This window comes from Sphingomonas sp. AC411 (genome assembly GCF_979253035.1).
Window position 1 is genome coordinate 2,073,675 of the sequence record NZ_CEEDAQ010000001.1, and the last position, 24,792, is coordinate 2,098,466.

At 65.3% G+C, this 24,792-nt stretch carries 19 protein-coding genes and 7 pseudogenes; 11 read left to right on the forward strand and 15 right to left on the reverse strand.

The window, feature by feature from the left end; all coding sequences use genetic code 11:
* Positions 1–5 precede the first annotated feature (5 nt).
* From AC0IX7_RS10705 to AC0IX7_RS10740, 8 genes and pseudogenes are all read right to left on the reverse strand, one after another.
* Positions 6–2,974 (reverse strand): annotated as a pseudogene (locus AC0IX7_RS10705) (2-oxoglutarate dehydrogenase E1 component).
* A gap of 81 nt (positions 2,975–3,055) precedes the next feature.
* Positions 3,056–3,937 (reverse strand): annotated as a pseudogene (gene sucD, locus AC0IX7_RS10710) (succinate--CoA ligase subunit alpha).
* Between the two features lie 54 nt (positions 3,938–3,991).
* Positions 3,992–4,288: a GIY-YIG nuclease family protein gene (locus AC0IX7_RS10715; RefSeq protein ID WP_471811827.1), complete on the reverse strand. Its 297-nt coding sequence runs from the start codon at positions 4,286–4,288 to the stop codon at positions 3,992–3,994.
* Positions 4,289–4,372: 84 nt separating this feature from the next.
* The gene (mdh, locus tag AC0IX7_RS10720) at positions 4,373–5,335 is read right to left on the reverse strand and encodes a malate dehydrogenase (protein ID WP_471811829.1); all 963 of its coding nucleotides are present in this window, start codon (positions 5,333–5,335) and stop codon (positions 4,373–4,375) included.
* 263 nt (positions 5,336–5,598) lie between these two features.
* Positions 5,599–6,690: pseudogene (gene zapE / locus AC0IX7_RS10725) on the reverse strand (cell division protein ZapE).
* Positions 6,691–6,785: 95 nt separating this feature from the next.
* A complete protein-coding gene (locus AC0IX7_RS10730; RefSeq protein WP_471811831.1) occupies positions 6,786–7,241 on the reverse strand; it encodes a PaaI family thioesterase in 456 nt (151 codons plus the stop codon).
* A 151-nt stretch (positions 7,242–7,392) separates the two neighbouring features.
* On the reverse strand, positions 7,393–8,187 hold the full coding sequence (locus AC0IX7_RS10735) for a succinate dehydrogenase iron-sulfur subunit (protein ID WP_254687679.1): 795 nt from the start codon (positions 8,185–8,187) through the stop codon (positions 7,393–7,395).
* Positions 8,188–8,320: 133 nt separating this feature from the next.
* Positions 8,321–8,812, reverse strand: coding sequence for an ATP-dependent Clp protease proteolytic subunit (locus tag AC0IX7_RS10740; RefSeq protein WP_471811833.1), 492 nt, complete (start codon positions 8,810–8,812; stop codon positions 8,321–8,323).
* 217 nt (positions 8,813–9,029) lie between these two features.
* On the opposite strand from AC0IX7_RS10740, the gene AC0IX7_RS10745 reads away from it, so the two are divergent.
* Positions 9,030–9,281, forward strand: coding sequence for an AbrB/MazE/SpoVT family DNA-binding domain-containing protein (locus AC0IX7_RS10745; protein ID WP_471811835.1), 252 nt, complete (start codon positions 9,030–9,032; stop codon positions 9,279–9,281).
* A gap of 7 nt (positions 9,282–9,288) precedes the next feature.
* Positions 9,289–9,528, forward strand: a complete 240-nt coding sequence (locus AC0IX7_RS10750; protein ID WP_471811837.1) for a type II toxin-antitoxin system PemK/MazF family toxin — start codon at positions 9,289–9,291, stop codon at positions 9,526–9,528.
* Positions 9,529–9,765: 237 nt separating this feature from the next.
* Here AC0IX7_RS10750 and AC0IX7_RS10755 read toward each other — a convergent pair whose 3' ends face one another.
* From AC0IX7_RS10755 to sdhC, 4 genes are read right to left on the reverse strand one after another with little or no spacing between them, the layout of a single operon-like run.
* Positions 9,766–10,038 carry a hypothetical protein gene (locus AC0IX7_RS10755; RefSeq protein ID WP_471811838.1) on the reverse strand — a complete coding sequence of 91 codons (273 nt, stop codon included), beginning with the start codon at positions 10,036–10,038 and terminating at the stop codon, positions 9,766–9,768.
* Positions 10,038–11,840: a succinate dehydrogenase flavoprotein subunit gene (sdhA, locus tag AC0IX7_RS10760; protein WP_471811840.1), complete on the reverse strand. Its 1,803-nt coding sequence runs from the start codon at positions 11,838–11,840 to the stop codon at positions 10,038–10,040. The genes AC0IX7_RS10755 and sdhA overlap by 1 nt, the downstream gene beginning before the upstream one ends.
* A complete protein-coding gene (sdhD, locus tag AC0IX7_RS10765) occupies positions 11,840–12,226 on the reverse strand; it encodes a succinate dehydrogenase, hydrophobic membrane anchor protein (RefSeq protein ID WP_471811842.1) in 387 nt (128 codons plus the stop codon). The genes sdhA and sdhD overlap by 1 nt, the downstream gene beginning before the upstream one ends.
* Entirely contained in the window at positions 12,226–12,636 is a 411-nt protein-coding gene (gene sdhC / locus AC0IX7_RS10770) for a succinate dehydrogenase, cytochrome b556 subunit (RefSeq protein ID WP_332746625.1), read from the reverse strand. Before sdhC ends, sdhD begins: the two co-directional genes overlap by 1 nt.
* Before the next feature lie 309 nt (positions 12,637–12,945).
* Between sdhC and AC0IX7_RS10775 the strand changes: the two are divergent.
* From AC0IX7_RS10775 to AC0IX7_RS10790, 4 genes and pseudogenes are all read left to right on the forward strand, one after another.
* Positions 12,946–14,290 (forward strand): annotated as a pseudogene (locus AC0IX7_RS10775) (methyl-accepting chemotaxis protein).
* A 517-nt stretch (positions 14,291–14,807) separates the two neighbouring features.
* On the forward strand, positions 14,808–15,686 hold the full coding sequence (locus tag AC0IX7_RS10780) for a methyl-accepting chemotaxis protein (RefSeq protein ID WP_471811844.1): 879 nt from the start codon (positions 14,808–14,810) through the stop codon (positions 15,684–15,686).
* A 283-nt stretch (positions 15,687–15,969) separates the two neighbouring features.
* A pseudogene (locus AC0IX7_RS10785) lies at positions 15,970–16,658 on the forward strand (SDR family NAD(P)-dependent oxidoreductase).
* Complete coding sequence (locus tag AC0IX7_RS10790; RefSeq protein ID WP_471811845.1) at positions 16,648–17,595, forward strand: 50S ribosomal protein L11 methyltransferase; 948 nt, start codon at positions 16,648–16,650, stop codon at positions 17,593–17,595. Before AC0IX7_RS10785 ends, AC0IX7_RS10790 begins: the two are co-directional and overlap by 11 nt.
* 166 nt (positions 17,596–17,761) lie before the next feature.
* Here the strand turns inward: AC0IX7_RS10790 and phhA are convergent, their stop codons facing one another.
* A complete protein-coding gene (gene phhA, locus AC0IX7_RS10795) occupies positions 17,762–18,640 on the reverse strand; it encodes a phenylalanine 4-monooxygenase (protein ID WP_471811847.1) in 879 nt (292 codons plus the stop codon).
* Between the two features lie 22 nt (positions 18,641–18,662).
* Between phhA and AC0IX7_RS10800 the strand changes: the two genes are divergently transcribed.
* Both AC0IX7_RS10800 and AC0IX7_RS10805 read left to right on the forward strand, forming a co-directional pair.
* Positions 18,663–18,995 carry a hypothetical protein gene (locus AC0IX7_RS10800; protein WP_471811849.1) on the forward strand — a complete coding sequence of 111 codons (333 nt, stop codon included), beginning with the start codon at positions 18,663–18,665 and terminating at the stop codon, positions 18,993–18,995.
* A 127-nt stretch (positions 18,996–19,122) separates the two neighbouring features.
* Positions 19,123–19,326: a DUF2459 domain-containing protein gene (locus AC0IX7_RS10805; protein ID WP_471811850.1), complete on the forward strand. Its 204-nt coding sequence runs from the start codon at positions 19,123–19,125 to the stop codon at positions 19,324–19,326.
* 257 nt (positions 19,327–19,583) lie between these two features.
* Here the strand turns inward: AC0IX7_RS10805 and AC0IX7_RS10810 are convergent, their stop codons facing one another.
* Both AC0IX7_RS10810 and AC0IX7_RS10815 read right to left on the reverse strand, forming a co-directional pair.
* The gene (locus tag AC0IX7_RS10810; protein WP_471811851.1) at positions 19,584–19,862 is read right to left on the reverse strand and encodes a hypothetical protein; all 279 of its coding nucleotides are present in this window, start codon (positions 19,860–19,862) and stop codon (positions 19,584–19,586) included.
* Positions 19,863–19,867: 5 nt separating this feature from the next.
* Positions 19,868–20,877 (reverse strand): annotated as a pseudogene (locus AC0IX7_RS10815) (glycerophosphodiester phosphodiesterase).
* A gap of 141 nt (positions 20,878–21,018) precedes the next feature.
* Between AC0IX7_RS10815 and AC0IX7_RS10820 the strand changes: the two are divergent.
* The 3 genes and pseudogenes from AC0IX7_RS10820 (at position 21,019) to AC0IX7_RS10830 (ending at position 24,792) form a co-directional block, all read left to right on the forward strand.
* On the forward strand, positions 21,019–21,582 hold the full coding sequence (locus AC0IX7_RS10820) for a 2Fe-2S iron-sulfur cluster-binding protein (RefSeq protein ID WP_471811853.1): 564 nt from the start codon (positions 21,019–21,021) through the stop codon (positions 21,580–21,582).
* The gene (locus AC0IX7_RS10825; RefSeq protein WP_471811855.1) at positions 21,579–22,559 is read left to right on the forward strand and encodes an FAD binding domain-containing protein; all 981 of its coding nucleotides are present in this window, start codon (positions 21,579–21,581) and stop codon (positions 22,557–22,559) included. Before AC0IX7_RS10820 ends, AC0IX7_RS10825 begins: the two co-directional genes overlap by 4 nt.
* A pseudogene (locus AC0IX7_RS10830) lies at positions 22,556–24,792 on the forward strand (xanthine dehydrogenase family protein molybdopterin-binding subunit). Before AC0IX7_RS10825 ends, AC0IX7_RS10830 begins: the two are co-directional and overlap by 4 nt.

Below are 24,792 nucleotides of genomic sequence, written 5' to 3' on the forward strand. Positions count from 1 at the left end.
TTGAGTTATGCGCCAGCCTTGCCGGCAGAGCGTTCGTCTTCGGTTTTGCGCGCGCGGCGGATTTCGTCGCGTACGGAGTGGCCGAGCGCGTCGGCGACGAGAGCGCCCTGCTCGGCCTGGTGACGCTTCATCAGGCCGGTCGCGGGCGACGCCGAGGCGTTGCGGCCGGCATAGCGCGCCGCTTCACGGGTGAGTTCACCGTTGCCAGCGCCTCCTCGATCAGCGGCTCGACGAAGAACCAATAGCCGTTGTTCTTCGGCTCTTCCTGCGCCCAGACGATCTCTTCCAGGTTCGGCATCCGCGCGACGCGCTCGGCGATGGGCTCGCCCGGGAAGGGATAGAGCTGTTCGACGCGAACGATCTGCGTGTCCGTGTCGCCGTGGGCGTCCCGTGCCTCGATCAGGTCGTACGCGACCTTGCCGGTGCACAGCACGAGCCGCTTCGTGTCGACGTCCGCCGCACCGTTGGTGTCGGACAGGAGACGGCGGAAATGGCTGTCGCCCTGGAAATCCTCGGCGTTCGAGACCGCGAGCTTGTGACGTAGCAACGACTTCGGCGTCATCACGATCAGCGGCTTGCGGAAGTTGCGATGCATCTGCCGGCGGAGCAGGTGAAAATAGTTCGCCGGGGTGGTGCAGTTCGCGACCTGGATATTGTCGTCGGCGCACGACTGGAGGAAGCGCTCGGGACGCGCCGAGCTGTGCTCAGGCCCTGCCCTTCATAGCCGTGCGGGAGCAGCATCACGAGGCCGTTGGCGCGGAGCCACTTGGACTCGCCGGACGTGATGAACTGATCGATCATGATCTGCGCGCCGTTGACGAAATCGCCGAACTGCGCCTCCCAGAGGACAAGCGTCTTCGGGTCGGCGAGCGCGTAGCCGTACTCGAACCCGAGCACGCCATACTCGCTGAGCGGGCTGTCGAGCACTTCGAAACGGCCGTGTTCGATCTCCTGCAACGGCACGTACTTGTGCTCGTCGGTCTGGTCGACCCAGACCGCGTGGCGTTGCGAGAAGGTGCCGCGGCCCGAGTCCTGGCCAGACAGACGGACGCCATAGCCTTCCGAGAGCAGGCCGCCGAACGCGAGCGCTTCGCCCGTCGCCCAGTCGAAGCCCTTGCCCGACTTGAACATCTCGCGCTTGGCATCGATCACGCGGTTGAGCGTCTTGTGGATCTTCACGCTGTCCGGGATGGTCGTCAGCGTGCGGCCGAGCGAGTCGAATAGCTTCTGACTGAGGCCGGTCTCGACGTTGCGGCGTGCCGACGCGCCATCGGTGGGCGCGCTGAGGCCGGTCCAGCGGCCGCCGAACCAGTCGGCCTTGTTGGGCTTGTACGACGATCCGGCTTCGAACTCGCCTTCGAGACGGAGCGTGAATTCCTTCACGTTCTCGTCGATCCAGGCCTGGTCGATCACGCCTTCCTTGATCAGGCGATCGCCGTAGACCGAGCTGACTCCCGGGTGCTTGCGGATGATGTCGTACATCAGCGGCTGCGTGAAGGACGGCTCGTCGCCCTCGTTGTGACCGAAGCGGCGATAGCACCACATGTCGATGACGATGTCGCGGTGGAACTTCTGGCGGAATTCCATCGCCATCTTGGTGGCGAAGGTGACCGCCTCGGGGTCGTCGCCATTGACGTGGAAGACCGGCGCCTGGACGCCCTTGGCGACGTCCGACGGGTAGGGCGACGAGCGCGCGAACTGCGGCGAGGTCGTAAAGCCGACTTGGTTGTTGATGATGAAGTGGACGCAGCCGCCGGTGTTGTAGCCGCGGATGCCGGAGAAGCTCGAGGCACTCCCAGACGATCCCCTGCCCCGCGAACGCCGCGTCGCCGTGGATCAGCACGGGCAGGCTCGCGACGTGGTCCTTGAGGTCGTTGTTGAGCGTCTGGATCGCGCGCGTCTTGCCGAGCACGACGGGGTCGGCGGCTTCGAGATGCGACGGGTTGGCGACGAGGCTCATGTGAACCTTGTGGCCGTCGAACTCGCGATCGGTACTGGTGCCGAGGTGATACTTCACGTCGCCCGAGCCGCCGATGTCGTCGGGGTTGGCCGAACCGCCGGCGAATTCGTGGAAGATCACGCGCAACGGCTTGGCCATCACGTTCGCCAGCACGTTGAGGCGACCACGATGCGCCATGCCGATGACAAGCTCGCGCACGCCCATCTGGCCGCCATACTTGATCACGCTCTCGAGCGCGGGGATCATCGATTCACCGCCGTCGAGCCCGAAGCGCTTCGTGCCGACATACTTCTTGCCGAGGAATTTCTCCCACTGCTCGGCTTCGATGACCTTGTTGAGGATCGCCTTCTTGCCGTCGGTGGAGAATTCGATCGCCTTGTCCTGGCCCTCCATGCGCTCCTGGAGGAAGCGGCGCTCCTCGACGTCGGAGATGTGCATGTATTCGAGGCCGACATTGCCGCAATAATTCTTGCGCAACGTGTCGACGAGCTCACGGATCGAGACCCATTCGAAGCCCATCGTGCCGCCGAGATAGACCTTCCGGTCGATGTCGGCGTCGGAGAAGCCGTGATATTCGGTCTTAAGATCCTCGGGCATCTCGCGCTTCGACAGGCCGAGCGGGTCGAGATTGGCGGCGAGATGGCCACGGACGCGGTAGGTGCGGACGAGCAGCTGCGCGCGGATCGCGTCGGCGGCGGCCTTGGCAATCTCGTCCTTCGAGACGGGAGCTGGCGCTGCTGCGGCGGGGGCAGGCTTGCCACCCTTGGCGGGCTTGGGCGCAGGCTCCATCTGGGTGGGATCGAGCGCTGCGGTCAGGTCATCCGTCGTGGTGAGCGGCCAGCGGGCGCTCTCCCAGCTCGGGCCCTGCGCGGAACCTTCGAGACCCTCGAAGAACGCGCGCCAACCGGATTCGACCGAGGCCGGGTCCGCGTTGAACTTGGCGTATAGCGTCTCCACGAACGCCGGGCTGACGCCGGCTGCGATATCGCTGAAATCCTGGCCTTCGTAGCCCATCACAACCGTCCTCTTTGTGTCCCCGCGAAGGCGGGGACCCAGACTGGGCCCCGCCTTCGCGGGGGAACAACCTTCTTTAACTTAGCCCTTCAAGACGCTCAGCAGCGTCTCGCCGAGCAGGCTGGGGCTTTCGAAACGCGGATCCCGGCAGCTTCCATCGCCGCGATCTTGCTCTCTGCGTCGCCCTTGCCGCCCGATACGATCGCGCCGGCATGGCCCATGCGACGGCCCGGAGGCGCCGTGCGGCCGGCGATGAAGCCCGCCATCGGCTTCGACCGACCGCGCTTGGCTTCGTCGCGGAGGAACTGTGCCGCCTGCTCTTCTGCGTCGCCGCCGATTTCGCCGATCATGATGATCGACTGGGTTTCCTCGTCGGCCAGGAACAGCTCGAGCACGTCGATGAAGTTCGTGCCGTTGACCGGATCGCCACCGATGCCAACCGCGGTCGTCTGACCGAGACCTGCGTTCGACGTCTGGAACACCGCCTCATAGGTGAGCGTGCCTGAACGGCTGACAACGCCGACCGAGCCCTTCTTGAAGATCGAGCCGGGCATGATGCCGATCTTGCACTCGCCGGGGGTCAGCACGCCGGGGCAGTTCGGGCCGATGAGGCGCGACTTGGAGCCCGACAGCGCGCGCTTGACCTTGACCATGTCGAGCACGGGAATGCCCTCGGTGATCGCGACGATCAGCTCGATCTCGGCGTCGATCGCCTCGAGGATCGAATCGGCGGCGAAGGGGCGGCACGTAGATCACGCTCGCGGTCGCGCCGGTCATCGCCTTGGCTTCGGCGACGGTGTTGTAGACGGGGAGGTCGAGGTGGGTCGTACCACCCTTGCCCGGCGTGACGCCGCCAACCATCTGCGTGCCGTATTCCAGCGCCATCTTGGTGTGGAAGCTGCCGGTTTCGCCGGTCATGCCCTGAGTGATGACCTTGGTATTCTTGTCGACGAGGATGCTCATCTTGTCTCGTTCCTTACCACCCCGGCGAAGGCCGGAGCCCAATTGGGAAAGCGGTCATGGCAGTGCGATGCGATCGTAAAGGTCGTCCCAAGCGGGATTGAAACCGTTGATCTCACGCAGCTTCCAGTCTCGTTTCCACTCCTTCATGTGCAGCTCACGCTGCCGGGCGGCTTCCCAACTACCGGCCAACTCATACCAGACGAGCAGCTTGCAGTCGTATTTCTTCGTGAACCCGGCGACGACGGCGTTGCGGTGTTCCCACACGCGCTTTGCCAGGTTCAACGTCGAGCCGAGGTAGATCGTGCCATTATACCCGCTGGCCATGATGCAAACGAACGCTTGTTCTTCCATCAGCGGGGACTTCCCAATTGGGCCCCGGCCTTCGCCGGGGTGGTGCGATCCTTACCTCACCTCAAATCAGCTCACGTCTTCAAATCAGTTCAGCGAACCATCGATACCCTTGCAGGCCACGATCAGTTCCTTGACCGCATCGACCGAGACCTGAAGATTGCCCTTGGCCTCCTCATCGAGCTTGATCTCGACGATCTTCTCGACGCCGCCAGCCCCGATCACCACCGGCACGCCGACGTACAGATCGTCCAAACCATACTCGCCCGAGACATACGCCGCCGCCGGAAGCACGCGCTTCTGGTCGTACAGATACGCTTCGGCCATCGCGATGCCGCTGGTCGCCGGCGCGTAATAGGCCGAGCCGGTCTTCAGCAGCGCGACGATCTCGCCGCCGCCGCCGCGCGTGCGCTTGACGATCGCGTCGATCTTTTCCTGGCTCGACATGCCCATCGCGATGAGATCCGGCACCGGGATGCCCGACACGGTCGAGTAGCTGATGACCGGGACCATCGTGTCGCCGTGGCCGCCGAGCACGAAACTGGTGACGTCCTTGACCGAGACATTGAACTCGACGGCGAGGAAATGGCTGAAGCGCGACGAGTCGAGCACGCCGGCCATGCCGACGACCATGTGATGCGGTAAGCCCGAGAACTCACGGAGCGCCCACACCATTGCGTCGAGCGGGTTGGTGATGCAGATCACGAACGCATTCGGCGCGTTGGCCTTGATGCCCTCGCCGACCGCCTTCATGACCTTCAGGTTGATGCCGAGCAGGTCGTCGCGGCTCATGCCGGGCTTCCGTGCGACACCGGCGGTGACGATGATGACGTCCGCGCCGGCGATGTCGGCGTAATCGTTCGAGCCAGTGATCTGCGAGTCGAAGCCTTCGACCGGGCCGCACTGCGACAGGTCGAGCGCCTTGCCCTGGGGGATGCCCTCGGCGACGTCGAACAGGACGATATCGCCAAGGCCCTTGAGTGCTGCGAGGTGCGCGAGCGTACCGCCGATGTTACCGGCGCCGATCAGCGCGATCTTCTTGCGAGCCATTCCAATCCGTCTCCGTCTGATGTGCGGGGTGATTGGTGACGCCGGTTACGCGCATTATACCGCTACGGCAACCGCTAAAGCGGAAAAAGCACCTCGTTATTGCAACTCGTTCGCATGAGCAATAAGAAGCAACGTGTCAAATCGAACCACCCCGGCGAATGCCGGGGCCCAATTGGGGAACGTTGCTGACTGAGCACTGGACGCTGTTACTGCGACCTTCCCAAGTGGGCCCCGGCCTTCGCCGGGGTGGTATTTGGGGCGGATTAAAGGTGCCCTTCCGCCAGATATTCCTCGGACCGCATCTCCTCCAGCCGGCTGATCGTGCGGTCGAACTCGAACCTCCCGTCACCGCTTTCGTAAAGGTCCCCCGGCTCCGCATCCGCTGCCGCGAGCAGCTTCACCTTTATGCTCGTACAACGCGTCGATCAGCGCCACGAAGCGCGCCGCCTCGTTGCGGTTCTCAGGCCCGAGCTTGGGAATGCCAACCAGGATCACGGTGTGGAACTTCCGCGCGATGGCTAGGTAATCGGCCACCCCCTCGCCTCTCCGCACAGCTTCTTGAAGCTGAACACCGCGACGCCCTTGAGCGACTTCGGCACGCGCAGGGTTCGGCCCTGAACGATCAGGTCCTCGGCGGGAACGTGCTCGCTGTCGTCGGTCGAGAAGTCGGTAAGACGGAAGAACGCAGCCGACAGTTGCGCGGTCGCCTCGGGACCGTTGGGAACGAGCCACGTGTCCTGGCTGCCGAGCCGGTCGCGCCGATAGTCGACCGGGCCGTTGAGCGGGAGCACGTCGAGGCGCTGTTCGATGGTCGCGATGAAGGGCAGGAAATGCTCGCGGTTGAGGCCGTTCTTGTAGAGATCCGACGGCGGGCGGTTCGACGTGGTGACGATCGTCACGCCGGAATCGAGCAGCGAGGTTACCAGCCGCGACAGGATCATCGCGTCGGGGCTGTTGGTGACCATCATCTCGTCGAATGCGAGCAGGCGGGTCTCGTCGGCGATCGCGGTGGCGACGGGGACGATCGGGTCGCCGACTTCCTTGCGGCGCTCGGCGGCGATGCGCGCGTGGACCTCGAGCATGAACTCGCCGAAATGGACGCGGCGCTTCTGCTCGACGGGGGCGTTGGCGAAGAAGAGGTCCATGAGCATGGACTTGCCGCGACCGACACCGCCCCAGAGGTAGACGCCGCGGGGGTCGGGCTTCTTGGAGAAGCGGGCGAAGAAGCCGGTGAATTTTGGGGTGGCGAGTTCGGTGGCGAGGGTGTTGAGGCGGGCGGCTGCGGCGGCTTGTTCTGGGTCGGGGCGGAGTTCGCCTGACGCTACGAGGGCTTCGTAGGCTTTGAGTACCGTCATTTCCGTTCCCCCGCGCAGGCGGGGCCCAGGCCCCAGGCGTTGTATGTGTGGCTCCTGGACTCCCGCGTGCGCGGGAGAACAGGGAGGTGCCGGTGCTATCTGGCAGTCGGCTTGCGGATCGTGGCCGAGAAGGCGGCGATCTTGGTTTCGTCGTCCCCTTGCACCACGAGGCCCCGCAGGAACAAGAGCCGGCCGGTTTCCTTGAGGACTTCGACCTGCGCCTCGATCGGTGCGCCGATCTTTCCGCCGCCGATAAATTGCGTGTTGAGATCGAGCGTCACCGCGGTGCCGGCGGTTATCAGGCCGAAGCCTCTTGCGGCTGCAAACAGCGCGACGTCGATGAACGCGAGGAGCGCGCCGCCGTGGACGTTGTTCTGGAGGTTGGAGTGGCGATGCTCGGGGGTGATGCGGACGCGGACGATGTGCCCATCGACGCGGTAGAGCATGGGGCCGAGCAGGGTGTTGAAGCGGGTGGGGTCGGAAAGCGACCAGCTGCGCCAGCCTGGGTTGGCGGGGTCTTCGGCTTCGACGAAATGGGGTTTGTCAGTCATAAATTGCCGTTCGTGCCGAGTAGAGACCGAGCATAGTCGAGGGCTCGTATCGAGGTACATGTCCTTCGATACGCCTTCTCGACAAGCTCGATGGCTACTCGGGACGAACGGGAGTGGGGGCAAGAGATAGTGCCCTCACCAAACAACAGGATCAGACGATCCGTTCGGCTTCCATCTTCTTGATCTCGGCGATCGCCTTGGCGGGGTTGAGGCCCTTGGGGCACGCGTTCGCGCAGTTCATGATGGTGTGGCAGCGATACAGGCGGAACGGATCCTCGAGTTCGTCGAGGCGCTCGCCGGTCATCTCGTCGCGGCTGTCGGCGAGCCAGCGATAGGCCTGCAACAGGATCGCCGGCCCCAAGAACTTGTCGGCGTTCCACCAATAGCTCGGGCACGAGGTCGAGCAGCAGGCGCACAGGATGCACTCGTACAGGCCGTCGAGCTTCGAGCGGTCTTCCGGCGACTGGAGGCGCTCCTTGCCCGAGGGCGGCGGGGTGACGGTCTGCAGCCACGGCTTGATCGACGAATATTGCGCGTAGAAATGCGTGAAGTCGGGGACCAGGTCCTTGATCACGTCCATGTGCGGCAGCGGCGTGATCTGGACCTCGCCCTTGCAATCCTCGATCGCGGTGGTGCAGGCGAGCCCGTTCTTGCCGTTGATGTTCATCGAGCACGAGCCGCAGATACCCTCGCGGCACGAGCGGCGGAAGGTGAGCGAGGAGTCATGCTCGCTCTTCATCTTGATCAGCGCGTCGAGCACCATCGGGCCGGTGTCGTCGAGATCGAGCGCGAACGTGTCGTAGCGCGGGTTCTCGCCCGAGTCCGGATCGTAGCGATAGACCTTGAACGATTTCAGACGCTTGCTGTCCCCCGAACCCTGACTCGTAGAGGCGTGCTTGACGCCCTTCTTGACGACGCTGTTTTTCGGGAGCGAGAATTCGGCCATTGCGAGCGGTCCGTCCGTGGTGTGATTATAGGTTATGGGAGCCGATACATGACACGGGCCCCGCTCGCAAACGGTTAGCTTCGCGGGTGCAACATGGGTCACCCGCTGCGCCGCGCCGCCATTCGTGGCCTGCTCAGATGATATCGAGGATGAGGCCGAGGTCGCGCGCCTCTTCGGCCTCGATGTACCAGTTCGAGGGGGCCTTCTTCTTCAGCTCATCCAGCGATACCTTCGAACCCTCGACGATCGCGCGGAAGCCCTCCTCCTGGATGTTGATCGAGTCCTCGATCTCGTGGAGCTTGGCCTTGAGCGCGTAGGACAGCGTGTTGAGCGGGCCGTTGAGCTCGATCGTGCTCTGCATCTGGCGCTCGTGGATCATGATGCGGCTGCCGCGCGTCAGGAAACGGCTGTCGACCGGGAAGGCGGACATGAACGTCGCACCGGCGGAATAGACCGCGACCTTGCCGAGGAAGAGCGTCTCGCGGTCGGTGTATTCGCGGAGCAGGCGGATGTTGTCGCCCATCGCGCGGGCGACTTCGGGGTCACCGCCGAGCGTGGTGATCGAGACGACGAGCGGGCCTTCGGTGGGGGCCGCGACGAGCTGCGACTTGAAGGTATCGTACATCGCGTCGTCGACGGGGCCGTGGAGGTGGACGTGGGGGCGGCCAGCAGTGGGTAGTTGCGGGCGTTCGAGGCGGGGGATGTGTCGGTCATGCCGCGGCTAACTTTTGCGGGGGAGTGGGTTCCGGTTGGGTTGCGGCATATCAGCATATTCGGGATATCGTTATAACTTTGTAAGCACGCGCTACTGATGGTATCGGTGCGGGAGAAGGAAATTTACGATGCGGACGTCATTGCGGAAGATGGGTAATTCAACCGGGATGATCGTGCCGCGGTCGATCCTGGGGGCGATCGGCGTCACTACCGGCGCGGCGATGGATCTGCGCGTCGAGGACGGCAAGCTGATCGCGACACCGGCCGAGCAGGTCGCGCGGGACGGTTGGGCCGACGCTGCCGCCGGACTTGCTGCAACCGGCGAAGAGCAGGAATGGCTCGGCGTCGGCGTTGCCGACGACGCGACACTGACGTGGTGAGCGGCGCGTGAAGCGGGGTGAGATCTGGCTGGCGGCGCTCGATCCGACGGTCGGGAGCGAGATCCAGAAGACGCGGCCGTGCCTTGTCGTTTCGCCCGACGAGATGAACGATCATCTGCGGACGGCGATCGTCGCGCCGTTGACGACGGGGAGCCATCCGGCGCCGTTTCGGGTGGCGGTGACGTTCAAGGGGACGAGCGGGTTGGTGCTGCCGGATCAGATGCGGACGATCGACCGGGGTGGTTGATCAAGCGGTTGGGGCGGATCGATGCGCAGACGCTCCGCGCGGTGCTGGATGTGTTGGGGGAGATGTTCGCGGTTTAGGCGCGGCGGTCGGGGATCGCGGAACCCTCTTCGCCCCTCCCTGGAAGGGAGGGGTTGGGGGTGGGTCGGGTTCCACATATTCGAACCGTCGTGGCTCGAGCCGGCCGACCCACTCGGCCCCTCCCTTTCAGGGAGGGGGGACCCGTGGGTTTGGGTGGCTTTACGCTTCCCGGTTTGTGCGCTTGTGCTGGAGGATCCAGCCTACGAGGCCGCCGGGGACTCCGCCCACTAGCGAGAAGAGCGCGTAGAAGGTTATTGCTATCTTTTGGGGCTCTTCGCCTATGCCTCGGGTTTCTATGCCGTAGACGTAGATCGCGGTCAGGATGGCGACGGCCGCCGGCCACAGGAAGCCGGCGATCATCGGTTGGAAGCGCGTCAGGAGCCCCACCGCGACGGGCACCAGGAACCCGATCGCGATGATGGCCCAGATCATCAGTAAACCCGCTTCTTGGGCTTGATGTAGTCGATGTCGTCGGTGAGCGTGTAGTCGTGGACCGGGCGGAAATCGATCTTGGTCTCGCCGCCCTTGCCGCCCCAGCCGTCGAAGGTGGTGATGGTGTGCTTCATCCAGTTCGCGTCGTCGCGCTCGGGGAAATCCTCGTGCATGTGCGCGCCGCGCGACTCGGTGCGGTTGGCGGCCGAGTTCATCGTCACCACCGCCTGGCCGATCAAATTGTCGAGCTCCATCGTCTCGACCAGATCGGTGTTCCAGATCATGCTGCGATCCTTCACGGCGACGTCGGTCATCCGGTTGTAGATCCCAGCCATCTTCTCGACGCCCTGGTTCAGCAGCTCGGTGTCGCGGAACACCGCGCAATGCTTCTGCATGGTCTGCTGCATGTCGAGACGGATCTGCGCGGTGGGCGAACCGCCCGACGCGTTGCGGAACGTGTCGAGACGGGTGAGCGCCAGTTCCTCGGAACCCTTGGGCAGCGGGGCGTGGCTCGTGCCTGGCTTGAGCGTGTCCTTGATGCGCAGGCCAGTCGCGCGGCCGAACACCACGAGATCGATCAGGCTGTTCGAGCCGAGGCGGTTGGCGCCGTGGACCGACACGCAGGCCGCTTCACCGACCGCGAACAGGCCGGGGACGACCGCGTCGGGGTTGCCGTCGACGAGGTTGACGACTTCGCCGTGGAAGTTGGTCGGGATGCCACCCATGTTGTAATGCACCGTCGGCGTGACGGGCAGCGGCTGGCGCGTGAGATCGACGCCGGCGAAGACTTTCCCGGTCTCGGTGATGCCGGGCAGGCGCTCGGCGAGCACCTTCGGATCGATGTGATCGAGGTGGAGGAAGATGTGGTCGCCGTTCTTGCCGACGCCGCGGCCTTCGCGCATTTCGAGCGCCATCGAGCGGCTGACAACGTCGCGCGAGGCGAGGTCCTTCGCCGACGGGGCATAGCGCTCCATGAAGCGCTCGCCCTCGGAGTTGGTCAGGTAACCGCCCTCACCGCGTGCGCCCTCGGTGATCAGCACGCCCGCGCCGTAGATGCCGGTCGGGTGGAACTGGACGAACTCCATGTCCTGGAGCGGCAAGCCGGCGCGGAGCACCATCGCGTTGCCGTCGCCGGTGCAGGTATGCGCCGAGGTCGCCGAGAAATAGACGCGACCGTAGCCGCCGGTGGCGAGCACCGTCTGGTGGCTGCGGAAGCGGTGGATCGAGCCGTCTTCCATGCACAGCGCGATGACGCCGCGGCAGACGCCGTTTTCCATGATCAGGTCGAGCGCGAAATACTCGACGAAGAAGTCCGTGTTGTACTTCAGGCTCTGCTGATACAGCGCGTGGAGCATCGCGTGTCCGGTGCGGTCGGCGGCGGCAGCGGTGCGCTGGACCGGGGGCCCCTCACCCATGTTCTGCATGTGGCCGCCGAACGGACGCTGATAGATCGTGCCGTTCTCGTTACGGCTGAACGGCATGCCGGCATGTTCGAGCTCGTACACCGCCTGCGGGGCTTCGCGGCAGAGATACTCGATCGCGTCCTGGTCGCCGAGCCAGTCGGACCCCTTGACGGTGTCGAACATGTGCCAGGTCCAGTGATCCGGCGAGTTGTTGCCGAGCGAGGCGGCGATGCCGCCCTGCGCTGCAACCGTGTGCGAACGGGTCGGGAAGACCTTGGTGATGCACGCGGTCTTCAGCCCGCTCTCGGCGATGCCCATCGTGGCGCGCAGGCCGGAGCCGCCGGCACCGACGACGACCGCATCATAGGTATGATCGATGATCTTGTAGGCAGCTGACATTACGCAGGAGCTCCGGAGAAGGCGACCTTCAAGATCGCGAACAGGGCGATGCCGCCCAGCGTCAAGGTGAACAGGTTGAGGAGGATCATCGTCACGACACGGCTCTCGCCGTGCTGGTAATCCTCGATCACGACCTGAAGACCGAGACGGAAGTGATAGAATACCGAGAAGATCAGCAATGCCATCGGCACCGCGACCCAGGCGGACTGCAACCACAGGTGGACCGCGGCGTAATCATAGCCGGGCATCCGCGCGACCGAGATCATCAGCCACAGCATGAGGAACAGGTTCGAGCCCGCCGTCAAACGCTGCTGCCACCAGTGATGCGCGCCGTGTTTGGCGCTGCCCAGGCCGCGGACGCGACCGATTGCCGTACCGCTACCCATTACTTGATCCCCATGTAGAGCCAGAACACGATCGTCAGCGCGACCGAGGCGACCATCGTCGCGAGCGCGCCCATCTTGTTCCGCTTCAGTTCGTAGCCGGCGCCGATATCGAGCACCATGTGGCGGATGCCGGTCATCATGTGCTGGAACAGCGACAGCGTCAGGCCGACCGCGACGATGTAGCCGAGGATGTTGAGGCCGCCCGTGTCGGTGGTGAACACGTCGACGAAGGTCGCATAGGCCTGATCGCCCGCGGCGATCGCGGCGAGCCACCAGACGAGCAGCAGGCTGCCGACTGTCGCCATCCCGCTGCCGGTCGCGCGGTGCAGGATCGAGACCAGCATGTGCGGGCCCCATTTATAGACCTGCAGATGGGGAGAAAGCGGGCGTGCCGGGTTGCGCGATGCCAAGGGCGGAGTCCTCGAACCAGAAGATGACGAACCAAAATTATCTTGGTTCACAATATATAGATCGGGCGACCTATTAGCCACCGCGTGCTGCGATGCAACCCATTGGGCGCGGTGCGATAACCCATGACACCGCGAACCGTGCTGCTGCCGGAGCCACGATGCCGGACGGAATTACCGGACGGGACGGATGCGAAATGATTTTGCGCGGAGGCCGCGGTGCGACCGATCCCTAACCCGGCCTTAAGACATACGCTGTAGCGCCGGATGCGCATACCCGATCCGGAGTCCATCGTCTTGACCACCACCGACCTGCCGGTTCCCGGCGCGATTGCGGCCTCTATCGACCTCGCGGCACGGCTGCGGGTTTTCGACTTCGACGGGACGCTGAGCAACGCGAGCCGCGAAGTCTGGGCGGCGCTGGCTCCCGAGATCACACATGTCTCGAAGGCGTATTGGGAGCAGTGGCTGCGCTGTTTCTCCGACGAGCGGATCTGGGCACCGCACGAGACCGAGCAGATGATCGAGGTCGGCTGCACGTTCCTGCGCAATCGCTTCCTCGATACGAGCGGGCGCGCCTGGATCGAGTCGGTCGAGCGATCCGTCGCGGCGGCCTATGTCGCCGGTGTGTCGCCGATGGCCCTGCTGTCGATGATCAGCGCGAGCGACCGTGCTGCGCTGGAGGTGCTGATGCGGCGGGTCGACCGGTCGGATGCCAAGCTGCCGGTCTATATCGATACGCTGATGCGGCTGTCCGCGCTGGAAGGCGAGATCACGGTCGCGATCTACAATTCGTACAGCACGCATTCGGCGCGGGTCGCGCGCGATACGCTGGCGGCGGAGTTCCGTGACGGGATCGCGGCGATGGTCGAGACCGCGACCGACGAGGGCCACATGCTCCGCGAACAGGCGTTGCGCAGCTCGGCGTCGACGCGCGCGGTGCTGGGCAAGGCAAGCGAAGTCGCCGCCGCCGCCGAGCAATCCGCGGTGGCGATGCGCGAGGCGGCACAGACCGCCGCCGGCCTGATCCGCGCGATCGAGGATGCGCGCACCGAAGTCGAGGCGGCCGCCGAGATCGCCAACCGTGCGTCCGCGCAGGCAGGCCAGGCGGTCGGCATGTCCGAGACGCTGAGCGATCATGCGAAGTCGATCGAGATCGATCCTGGGGCTGATCCGCGACATTGCCGGACAGACCAACCTGCTCGCGCTGAACGCGACGATCGAAGCGGCGCGCGCGGGCGATGCCGGGCGCGGCTTCGCGGTGGTTGCGCAGGAGGTGAAGAGCCTCGCCAACCAAACCGCGCGGGCGACCGACGATATCGCCGCGAAGATCGCCGCGATCCAGTCGGCGACACGCTCGACCGTCGATACCAACGCCTCGATCAAGGCGACCGTGGCCGAGGTGCAGGAAAGCGCCGACCGGATCCGCTATGCGATGGAAGCACAGGCGCAGACGGTGACCGCGATCACCGCGGCGGTCGACGAGACCGCGCTGGCGGCGGATTCGATGTCGACCACGATCGCCGCGATCCGCGAGGATACAGAGACGGTCGCGACCGAGATCGACGGCGTCGGCCGCGGCTTCGACGTACTGGATACACGGCTGGGCAACCTCAAGAACAGCGCAGGCGATTTCGTCGCGAAGGTCGCTGCATAACGGACCCTCAGGAGGGGCGATGATCGAGCATCAGGAGAGGATTTCCAGCCCACCCGTCCAAGACGGGGGGCAGCCTGCCGGTTCCGAACGGACACGGGAGGGCGCGCGCACCGGCCCGAAACTGGGGCGGCGACCAACGGCCGCTGCGCGAACGCGTTCGTGACTATGACTGGGACGGGCTGATCGAGCCGGCCTGTGCCACGCTCAGCGCGCTGCTCGAACCCGAAGATCACCGCAAGATCGCCGAAACCTTCTGGCGGCATTATCTGTCGCTGGAATCGGCGCAGCATATCCGGCGTCATTTCACACCCGGCCTGCTCGAACAGCGGATCACGGCGAGCGGCAACTATGTCCGGCTGCAATATAGCGCGCCCACCGACGATGCCTGGAAGGCGATGGCGATCAGCCATGCGGAGGATTCGCATCGCTCGGGCATCCCCTGCCCGCGCTGCTCTCGTCGCTGGCGTTTGCGCACAGCGTCACCCTGAACCTGATTGCCGACCGGCTGGGTGCGGACATGTCGGCGATGCGGACGCTGAGCGACGTGGTGCAGCGGCTGGCGCTGATCGAGGCGGACATCATGGCGTCGCATCTCGGCGCGAGCGATGCCGAGGCGGCGCGGGTCGAACGTCAGACCCGCGCGACCGAGTTCCAGGGCAGCATTGCGGCGTCGATCGAGCACACCGCTGCGCTGGGGGCACGGATCCGGGTGCAGGCGGCGGGGGCATCGGCCTCGACCCGCAGCATGTTGTGCAAGGCGAGCGAAGTCGCGGCGGCGGCGGAGCAGTCCGCAGTGGCGATGCGCGAGGCGGCGCAGACCACCGCCGGGCTTATCCGCGCGATCGAGGATGCGCGCACCGAGGTCGAGGCGGCGGCTGCCATCGCCGACCGTGCCTGCACGCAGACCGGCGAGGCAGTTGGCGTGTCCGAGGCGCTGAGCGAGCATGCCAGATCGATCGAATCGATCCTCGGGCTGATCCGCAGCATCGCCGGGCAGACCAACCTGCTCGCGCTGAACGCGACGATCGAGGCGGCGCGGGCGGGCGATGCCGGGCGCGGCTTTGCGGTGGTGGCGCAGGAGGTCAAATCGCTCGCCAGCCAGACCGCGCGGGCGACCGACGACATTGCCGCCAAGATCGCCGCGATCCAGTCGGCGACCGCGGCGACGGTCGCGACCAATGCGGGGATCAAGGCGACGGTGACCGAGGTGCAGCACAGCGCCGACCGCATCCGCCACGCGATGGAGGCGCAGGCGCGCACCGTCAGCGCGATCACCGCTGCGGTCGACGAGACGGCGCTGGCGGCGGACTCGATGTCTATGACGATCGCGACGATTCTGGGCGAATACCGAGGCGGTGGCGGCGGAAATCGACCAGCTGGGCCACGCGTTCGGTGACGTCGACGACCAGCTTGGTGTGTTGCGCGGGGCGGCGGACGGGTTCTCGGCTAGCGTGGCTTGAGGGGGCGTCCTTTAATCTGGAGGGCGTGCGAAAAGCTTTTTCGCGCAGAGGCGCAGAGGACGCAGAGAGTGTAGCAGAACCGCAGGTTCCTCAGAATTGCCGTATTGGCACGCCCTCGCCCCGACGCGCCCGCCCTCTGCGTCCTCTGCGCCTCTGCGCGAACCCATTTCTCACTTGAGCTCAGGTGACGGCCATAGCCTGCGGCGCTAGAGCTGAGGCATGACCATTCTTCTTACCGGCTCCAGTCGCGGTATCGGCGCGGCTATTCATGCGGCGCTGACCGACGCGGGCGTCTCCGTCATTGGGCATGGGACCGCCAGCGGCATCCCTGCAGACTTTAGCGATCCTGCGGCGGCCACTGCGTTGTGGAACGCGGCGCTGGAGCAGGCTGATGGCGCGATCGATGTGCTGATCAATAATGCGGGGTGTTCGAGGCATCGCCGCTCGCCGACGACGACTGGACCGCGCAGTGGGAGCGGACGATGCGGATCAACCTGACCGCGTCGGCCGAGCTTTGCCGGTTGGCGGTGTTGCACTGGCAGGCTCGGGGATTCGGCGGGCGGATCGTCAATATCGCCAGCCGCGCGGCGTATCGCGGGGATTCGCCGGCGCACTGGCATTATGCCGCGTCGAAGGCGGGGATGGTGGCGATGACCAAGACGATCGCCCGGGGCTATGCTCGCGAGGGGATTCTGGCGTTTGCGGTGTGCCCGGGGTTCACGATGACCGGGATGGCGGAAGATTATCTGGCGAGCCGCGGGGGCGATGCGCTGCTGGCGGATATTCCGCTCGGCAAGGTTGCCGATCCGGCGGAGGTCGCGTCGGTCGCACGCTATTGCGCGCTCGAGGCGCCGGCTTCGATGACGGGGTCGGTGATCGACGTGAATGGGGCGAGCTATGTCCGATAGTTGGAAGCTCACCCTCCCCTGCACGCGGGCGGAGGCCGAGGCGATCGATGCGAGTGACGATCTCGGTGACGAGATTCCGGGCGACGCCGTCCTGATGACGACCGAGGAGATCGAGGACGACGTCGAATCGTGGCGGCTCGATGCGTATTTCGAGCAGGAGCCCGATGCCGATACGGTGGCCGCGGTGCGCGCGCTGGTGCCGAGTGCGGCGGGGGCGACAATCGCGGTCGAGCAGCTGGGCGATGCGGACTGGGTGACGATGAGCCAGGCCGGGCTGGAGCCTTTGTCGGTCGGGCGGTTCTTTGTGCATACGGGCGCGCATTCGGGGGCGGTGCCGGCGGACAAGCGGGCTTTTCTGATCGAGGCTAGCAGGGCGTTCGGGACGGGGCATCATGAGACGACCAGCGGGTGTCTGGCTATGCTTGATGGGTTGGCGGATGCTTCGTTTGCGAACGTGATCGATATCGGGACGGGGACGGGTTTGCTCGCGTTCGCGGCGGCGCATCTCTGGCCTGACGCGGCAGTGATGGGGACGGATATCGATCCGGTCTCGATCGATGTTACGGCTGAGAATGCTGAGCTGAATGGGGTCGAGGGGATCGATCTGGTTGTCGCGGACGGGACGCTGAACGATGCGATCGTGGCGCGGGCACCGTATGATCTGGTGATCGCGAATATTCTGGCGGGGCCGCTGGTGTCGATGGCGCCGGAGATCGCTTCGATTTCGGATGTCGGGGCGACTGTCGTGCTGGCGGGGTTGCTGGAGACTCAGCGGGCCGGGGTCGTGGCGGCGTATGAGGCTTGCGGGTGTTCGCTGGAGGCGGTCGACCGGCAGGGGGATTGGAGTGTGCTTCGGTTGAAGGCTGGGGCGGTGCGGTTCGTGGCGGAGGGGCCGTTCGATCCTAAGGGGCGTGATGGGTGGGCTTTGGATATCTGAGGGAGCCATGCCCCCCAGAAGGATGTTCGCAAAGGTTGCCCTCACCCACTTCCGGCACCACCCCGGCGGAGGCCGGGGCCCAATTGGGCGAACCTTCGAGATAGACCGGTCCGCCATTCCAATTGGGCCCCGGCCTTCGCCGGGGTGGTAGCCTCTCGGGGGACGCCTATGCGGTTTCGGCGGCCACTTTCGCGTTCGCGTAGTCCTGCGTACCCGCCGTCAGCACGACATCACCCGGCTCGACCCGCGCGACCGGAATATCCGGCAGCGCCTTCAGTTCCTCGTACAGCGGTGCGAAGTCCGTCTCTACCGTCAGCCGCAGCAACTCGTCGAAGCTCGGGATGACGAAATAGTTCTGCTGGAAATCGTCGATCCGGTACTCGGTCCGCATTACCCGGGCGAGATCGAGCGCGATGCGGTTGGGGCTCGGGTCGTCGAGCGCGAAGCGGGTTTCGGCGAAGCTGGAGACGATGCCCGAGCCGTAGATGCGCAGGCCTTCGGGTTCGGCGATCAGGCCGAACTCGACCGTGTACCAGTAGAGCCTTCCCAGATATTTCAGCGCGTCCAAACCCAAAGCGCGCTGGCCGCCGCGGCCGTAGGCGGCGAGGTAGTCGGCGAAGACCGGATCCGCCAGCATCGGGACGTGGCCGAACACGTCGTGGAAGACGTCGGGTTCCTGGAGGTAATCGAGCTGGTCGGGGCGGCGGATGAAGTTGCCGGCGACGAAGCGCCGGTTGGCCATGTGGTCGAAGAACACGTCGTCGGGGACGAGGCCGGGCACCGCGACGACCGACCAGCCGGTGAGCTTCATGAGGCGTTCCGAGAGTTCCTCGAAATCGGGAATGCCGGGCTTCGACAGCTTCAGCACGTCGAGGCCGCGCAGCCAGGCGTTCGAGGCGCGGCCGGGGAGCAGCTTCGACTGGCGTGCGAACAGCGTGTCCCAGGTCGCGTGATCCTCCGCCGTGTAGGCCGCCCAGTTCTGCGGGATCGTCCAGTCGGGGGCGCCTTCGGGCGGGGTGCTCAGTACGTGCGTGTCATTGGCCATGCGGCTGGTCTAGCATGACGGCATGAAGACGGAAACGCGCTGGATGCGGTGGATTTTATGGGCGGTCGCGACAGTTTTGGGGCTGGTTGCGAGCTATGCGGTGGCGGGGCTGATCGGTGGGTCGATCCCGAGCAATCGCGATTGGCGGGCGCCCGCCGAGGGCGTGCATATCTTCGTCGAGAGCAACGGCGTGCATACCGGGATCATCGTGCCGAAGGTGGCGGCCGGGGTGGACTGGCGCGGGGTGGCTCGGGCGGAGGATCTGCGTGACCCACGTTATGGCGCGTTCGACCATGTTTCGTTCGGGTGGGGGAGAAGGCGTTCTATCTGGAGACGCCGACCTGGGCGGACGTGAAGCTGCGCACCGTGGTCGGCGCGGCGTTCGGTAGCACGCGTACGTTGATGCATGTCGATCATTTGCCGAGGCCGCGTCAGGGGATGGGGCTCGGGAGATCGTTGTCACGCCGGCGCAGTATCGGCGGTTGGCGGCGTATATCCGGGCGAGCTTTCGCGATGGGGGTGCGCGGTATCGAGGGTATGCGGGGTATGATGCGTTTTACGAGGCTAACGGGCGGTATAGTGCGGTTCGGACGTGTAATGGGTGGACGGGGGATGCGCTGCGGTTTGCGGGGGTTCGGGTTGGGTGGTGGACGCCGTTTCCGGTTACGGTGATGAAGTGGTTTTAGTCGCTGTCCTGCCCGCTAGATTGTTCTCCCGCGAAGGCGGGAGTCCAGACTGGGCTCCCGCCTTCGCGGGAGAACAAGGAGGCAGACGGAGCATTTGTTCGGGCCACCACCCCGGCGCAGGCCGGGGCCCAATGGGAAACAGCGGTAACCGCGCGCAGTCCGTCGGTGGCGACGTCACCCAGCTGGGCCCCGGCCTGCGCCGGGGTGGTCGTGGAGGGGACGGGGTGGTAGTGCGGGAGGACGGCGCGCCGGGCCGCTCAGTTTCCTGCGCGGTAGCCCTGGTATTGGGTGCATTCGGAGCGCTGGGGGTCCTTGTTGCAGCGTTTGGCGAGTTCCTTGCGCTGCTTGCCCTCTTCGGCTTCCTGCTTGCGCATCTTCTTGCCGTAGTTGCGGTCCGATTCTTCCTGGCTGGTGGTGGTCCAGTCGACCGCCTTGCCGGCGACCTGGAACGGCGCCTTCACAATCGAGGTTGCGGTGCTGATGCAGCCACTTACGAGGAACGGCAGCAGCGCCAGCACGGGAAGATATCTACGCATTTACTTCACTCCTGCGCGTGCAGTTCCCGGACTCGGTCGCGCGCTTGGGACCCGTATAGCGGAAAATCGGTGAAGAAACCGTCGATACCTTGGGCAAGTCCTGCGTCGATCTCGGCGGCGATGTCGCCGTGCGCGGCGGGGTCGGGGCCGCGGCGGAAGCGGGTCGGTTCGAAGTAGTTTTCCGCGCGGTAGGTCCAGGGTGGACGCGCAGGCCGGCGGCGTGCGCGTCGGCGACCAGCGGCGTTGGGGTCGCGTCGGTCCAGAGCATCGCCTTGTCGGGGCCGATCCCGTACGCATAGGCCGCGATCGCCTTGAGCCCGGCCGGCGTGATCATCGCCGCATAGCTCGGCTGCGCGCCATCGGCCGGGGCGCCCTCCCCGGCCATCAGCTGGATCAGGCGGACCTTCGTCATCTTATGAAGGCGCTGGAGGTTGGCGACCTCGAACGACTGGATGAAGACCGGCGCCTTCGCCGAATCCCAGCCCGCCTCGCGCAGTTCGGCGACCAGTTTCGCGTCGGTCGGGTGGCCGATCTTCGCGAAATAGGTCGGGTGCTTGGTCTCGGGATAGATGCCGATCGTCCGGCCCGTCTCGGTGGTACGGCGCTTGGCCAGCGCGATGATCTCGGCGAGCGTCGGGATCTGGAACTGGCCGTCATACGCGGTGTTAGTGGGGCGGAGCTTGGGCAAGCGTTCCTTCGCGCGCAGCGTCTTCAGTTCGGCGAGCGTGAAATCCTCGACGAACCAGCCGGTCATCGTCTGGCCGTCGATCGTCTTGGTGGTTTTGCGGCTAGCGAACTCGGGATGGTCGGCGACGTTGGTCGTTTCTGCGATGTTGTTCTCGTGCCGCGCGACGAGGACGTCGTCCTTGGTCGGCACCAGATCGGGCTCGATGAAGTCCGCGCCCTGGTCGATCGCGAGCGAATAGGCCGCCAACGTGTGCTCGGGTCGGAGCCCGCTCGCGCCGCGGTGCGCTATGACGATCGGGGGCGACAATCGGGGAGAAGCTGGCGTCATCGCGGCAGCTTGCCCGCTCGTCGCCGCCAGTGCCAGCGCAACTATGTATGAGAGCCTGTCGCAATAGGAAACGATTGAGCGCATCGGCGTTGAGTCCTCGAAATCCGAACATTCCCGGCACATTCAACCAGGGGCACCGCCATGCATTTCACGATCAATGGTCAATCATATGACGCCGAGCCCGATATTCGTACGTCGGTACTCGACCTTTGCCGCGAGCATCTCGGGCTGACGGGCTCGAAGAAGGGCTGCGATCATGGCCAGTGCAGGGCTTGCACGGTGCTGATCAACGGACGTCGCGTCAATTCCTGCCTGACGCTCGCTGTCATGCATCAGGACGACGAGATCACGACGATCGAGGGGATCGGCCAGCCGGGCAACCTGCACGCGTTGCAGGACGCGTTCGTGCGGCATGACGGGTATCAGTGCGGGTATTGCACACCGGGGCAGATCTGTTCGGCGGTCGGCATGCTCGACGAGGTCAAGAAGGGCTGGGCCAGCCATGCGTCGGGCGACCTGACCGATCCGAAGTTCGACGATGCCGAGATTTCCGAGCGGATGAGCGGCAATCTGTGCCGCTGCGCCGCGTACCCGAACATCGTCGATGCGATCCGCGAAGTCGGTGGGGCCGAGCCCGCAGGCCGGACCGCGGACGAGAAGGATGCCGCGATGGAAGCTAACGCGCGCGGGGAGCTGGTGGCATGAAGACCTTCACGTACGAGAAGCCCGCTACGCCCGAGGCTGCGGTCAAGGATATCGATACCAGCGGCGCGAAGTTCATCGCGGGCGGTACCAACTTGCTCGATCTGATGAAGTTGCAGGTCGAGACGCCGGACAAGTTGGTCGACATCTCGCGGCTCGGTCTCGCGAAGATCGAAGAGCGCGAGGATGGCGGGCTGACGATCGGTGCGCTGGTGCCGAACAGCGATCTCGCCGCCGACCGCCGCGTCGTCGCCAAGTACGAGGTGCTGAGCCGGGCGTTGCTCGCCGGTGCCTCGGGGCAGTTGCGCAACAAGGCGTCGACCAGGGGCAATCTGCTCCAGCGGACGCGCTGCTATTATTTCTACGACACGGCCGCCGCGTGCAACAAGCGTGAGCCGGGCAGCGGCTGTTCGGCGATCGGCGGCTTCAACCGCATCCTGGCCGTGCTGGGGACGAGTGAGCATTGCATCGCGACGCATCCGAGCGACATGGCGGTGGCGATGCGCGCGCTCGACGCGACGATCGTGACGCTGAAGGCGGATGGCGATCGTCGGCGGATCTCGATCCACGACTTCTATCGCCTGCCCGGCGATACGCCGCAGATCGAAAACGCGCTCGAAGCGGGTGAGTTGATCACGCACATCGAGCTGCCGGCGCCGCCCAAGGGCAAGCAGGAATATCGCAAGGTGCGCGATCGTGCATCCTATGCGTTCGCGCTCGTCTCGGTGGCGGCGATCGTCGATGTGCAGGACGGCGTGATCGCGTCGGCCTCGCTCGCGTTCGGCGGGCTCGGGCCGATGCCTTGGCGCAATCCGGCGGTCGAGGCGGCGCTGGTCGGCAAGGCGCCGTCCGATGCCGTGTTCGAGGCTGCGGCGACGGCGTTGCTCGCCGATGCCAAGGGCTATGGCTCGAACGATTTCAAGATCCCCCTCGCCCGTCGCACGCTGATCGCGACGCTGCGCAACGTTACGGGAGCATGAGCATGTTTGGTCTTGGCACTACGAATAGCCTCACGATGGACAAGCCGCATCCGGACAGTCTTCTGGATACGGGCGTCCAGGGCGTCATCGGCAAGCCGCTCGACCGAATCGACGGGCCGCTCAAGGTTACCGGTACGGCGACCTATGCGGCGGAATACCAGTTCGCGAACATGGCGTATGGCGTGCTGGTCGGCACGAAGATCTCGGCGGGGAAAGTCGTCTCGATCGACGTCGATGCGGTCAAGTCGATCCCCGGCGTGATCGACGTCGTCACCGACTTCGACCGGTTCATCCGCGTCGCGGCGCAGGGTGGTGCGACCGATGCACCGACGCAGGGCGTGAAGGACATCGCGTTCTTCGGCCAGATCGTCGCGATCGTGCTGGCCGAGAGCTTCGAGGTCGCGCGCGATGCCGCGGCGCGGCTGCCGATCGAATATGACGAGGCCGAGGGCCAGTACGACTTCGGCGCGCATCGCGACGAGACGCGGACCCCGCCGGACGACGCGACGCCCGCGCATTTCAAGCAGGGCGACGTCGACAAGGCTATGGCCCAGGCGGCGGTGACGATCGACTCCACCTACATCACGCCGAGCCAGAATTCGGCGGCGATGGAGCCGCATGCCTCGACCGCGGTGTGGGAGGAGGACGGCTCGCTGTCGCTGTACGGCGCGTACCAGATGCCGACCTCGGATGCGCAGCAGCTCGCGAAGTCGCTGGGGATGTCCGAGAAGAAGGTGCGGATCATCGCGCGCTATATCGGTGGCGGGTTCGGGTCGAAGCTCGGCATCGCACCCGAGAGCGTCGCGGCGGCGATCGCGGCGAAGCAGCTCGGCCGTCCGGTCAAGGCGGTGATGTCGCGTCCGCAGGTGTTCGAGGCGACCGTGCGGCGGTCGAATACCGAGCAGCGCGTGCGGCTGGCGGCGGATGCGTCCGGCAAGCTGTCGGCGATCGGCCACGAGACGCTGGCGTCGAACCAGTCGACCGAGGATTATTTCGAGCCTGCGGGGATCGGCACGCATATGCTGTACGGCGGCGAGAACCGGCTGATCACGCATGAGCTGGTCGATGTGAACTTCGTCGTGTCGGGCTCGATGCGCGCGCCTGGCGAAGCGGTCGGGATGCTGGCGCTGGAAGGCGCGATGGACGAGCTCGCCGAGAAGCTCAACATGGATCCGATCGAGCTGCGCAAGCGCAACGATCCGACGATCGATCCCGAGAAGGACGTGCCCTATTCGTCGCGCAACCTGACGCGTGCGCTCGACGAGGGTGCAAAGAAGTTCGGCTGGGACAAGCGCACGAAGGCCGGGACGCGGCGCGAGGAGAGTGGCTGATCGGCATGGGCGTCGCCGGTGCGGTGCGCGGCAACATGCTGATGGAATCGTCTGCCAAGGTCGAGATCCATCCGGACGGCTCGGCGACGGTGTCGTCGGCGATGACCGATATCGGCACCGGCAGCTACACGATCCTGGCGCAGATCGCGTCCGAGATCCTGGGGATTCCGGTGGCGAACATCACGATGGCGCTGGGCGATACCAACGATCCTCCGGCGGCGGGTTCGGGCGGGTCCTGGGGTGCGGCGTCTTCGGGGACGGCGGTGTATCTGGCGTGCGAGATGCTGCGCGGGAAGATCGCCAAGGCGATGGGCGTCAACGAGGACGGCGTGACGCTGAAGGACGGCAACGCGATCGGCGACAACCGCTCGACGCCGATCGGCGAGCTGGTCGGCAAGGGGCTCGAGGCTACCGGGCACGTCAAGCCGGGCAAGCAGGAGAAGGAGACGACGCAGGCCGGGTTCGGTGCGCATTTCGCCGAGGTCGCGGTAAACGTCGTCACCGGCGAAACGCGGGTGCGGCGGATGCTGGGGTCGTTCGCGGCCGGGCGTGTGCTCAACGCCAAAACTGCGCGGTCGCAGTGCCTCGGCGGGATGACGTTCGGGATCGGCGCGGCGCTGACCGAGGATCTGATCCACGACACGCGGACCGGCAAGCTGGTGAACCACGATCTCGGCGAATATCACGTGCCGGCAAACGCCGACATTCCGCAGATGGATGTCCACTTCGTCGACGAACGCGATATCCATGCGAACCCGATCCACGCGAAGGGGATCGGCGAGCTGGGGATCTCGGGTGCGGGCGCTGCGGTGGCGAACGCGGTGTACAATGCGACGGGGATCCGGGTGCGCGAGTTCCCGATTACGCTCGACAAGTTGCTGGATCAATTGCCGGCTGTTTGA

Bases quoted from the DNA above. Each gene is read 5' to 3' on its own strand.
- AC0IX7_RS10790 (WP_471811845.1), top strand. From the start codon at position 16,648: ATGTCCGATAGTTGGAAGCTCACCCTCCCCTGCACGCGGGCGGAGGCC.
- AC0IX7_RS10730 (WP_471811831.1), bottom strand. From the start codon at position 7,241: ATGACTGACAAACCCCATTTCGTCGAAGCCGAAGACCCCGCCAACCCA.
- AC0IX7_RS10755 (WP_471811838.1), bottom strand. From the start codon at position 10,038: ATGATCTGGGCCATCATCGCGATCGGGTTCCTGGTGCCCGTCGCGGTG.
- AC0IX7_RS10715 (WP_471811827.1), bottom strand. From the start codon at position 4,288: ATGGAAGAACAAGCGTTCGTTTGCATCATGGCCAGCGGGTATAATGGC.
- AC0IX7_RS10735 (WP_254687679.1), bottom strand. From the start codon at position 8,187: ATGGCCGAATTCTCGCTCCCGAAAAACAGCGTCGTCAAGAAGGGCGTC.
- mdh (WP_471811829.1), bottom strand. From the start codon at position 5,335: ATGGCTCGCAAGAAGATCGCGCTGATCGGCGCCGGTAACATCGGCGGT.
- AC0IX7_RS10780 (WP_471811844.1), top strand. From the start codon at position 14,808: ATGTCGGCGATGCGGACGCTGAGCGACGTGGTGCAGCGGCTGGCGCTG.
- AC0IX7_RS10825 (WP_471811855.1), top strand. From the start codon at position 21,579: ATGAAGACCTTCACGTACGAGAAGCCCGCTACGCCCGAGGCTGCGGTC.
- phhA (WP_471811847.1), bottom strand. From the start codon at position 18,640: ATGGCCAATGACACGCACGTACTGAGCACCCCGCCCGAAGGCGCCCCC.
- AC0IX7_RS10810 (WP_471811851.1), bottom strand. From the start codon at position 19,862: ATGCGTAGATATCTTCCCGTGCTGGCGCTGCTGCCGTTCCTCGTAAGT.
- AC0IX7_RS10800 (WP_471811849.1), top strand. From the start codon at position 18,663: ATGAAGACGGAAACGCGCTGGATGCGGTGGATTTTATGGGCGGTCGCG.
- AC0IX7_RS10820 (WP_471811853.1), top strand. From the start codon at position 21,019: ATGCATTTCACGATCAATGGTCAATCATATGACGCCGAGCCCGATATT.
- AC0IX7_RS10740 (WP_471811833.1), bottom strand. From the start codon at position 8,812: ATGTACGATACCTTCAAGTCGCAGCTCGTCGCGGCCCCCACCGAAGGC.
- AC0IX7_RS10745 (WP_471811835.1), top strand. From the start codon at position 9,030: ATGCGGACGTCATTGCGGAAGATGGGTAATTCAACCGGGATGATCGTG.
- sdhA (WP_471811840.1), bottom strand. From the start codon at position 11,840: ATGTCAGCTGCCTACAAGATCATCGATCATACCTATGATGCGGTCGTC.
- sdhD (WP_471811842.1), bottom strand. From the start codon at position 12,226: ATGGGTAGCGGTACGGCAATCGGTCGCGTCCGCGGCCTGGGCAGCGCC.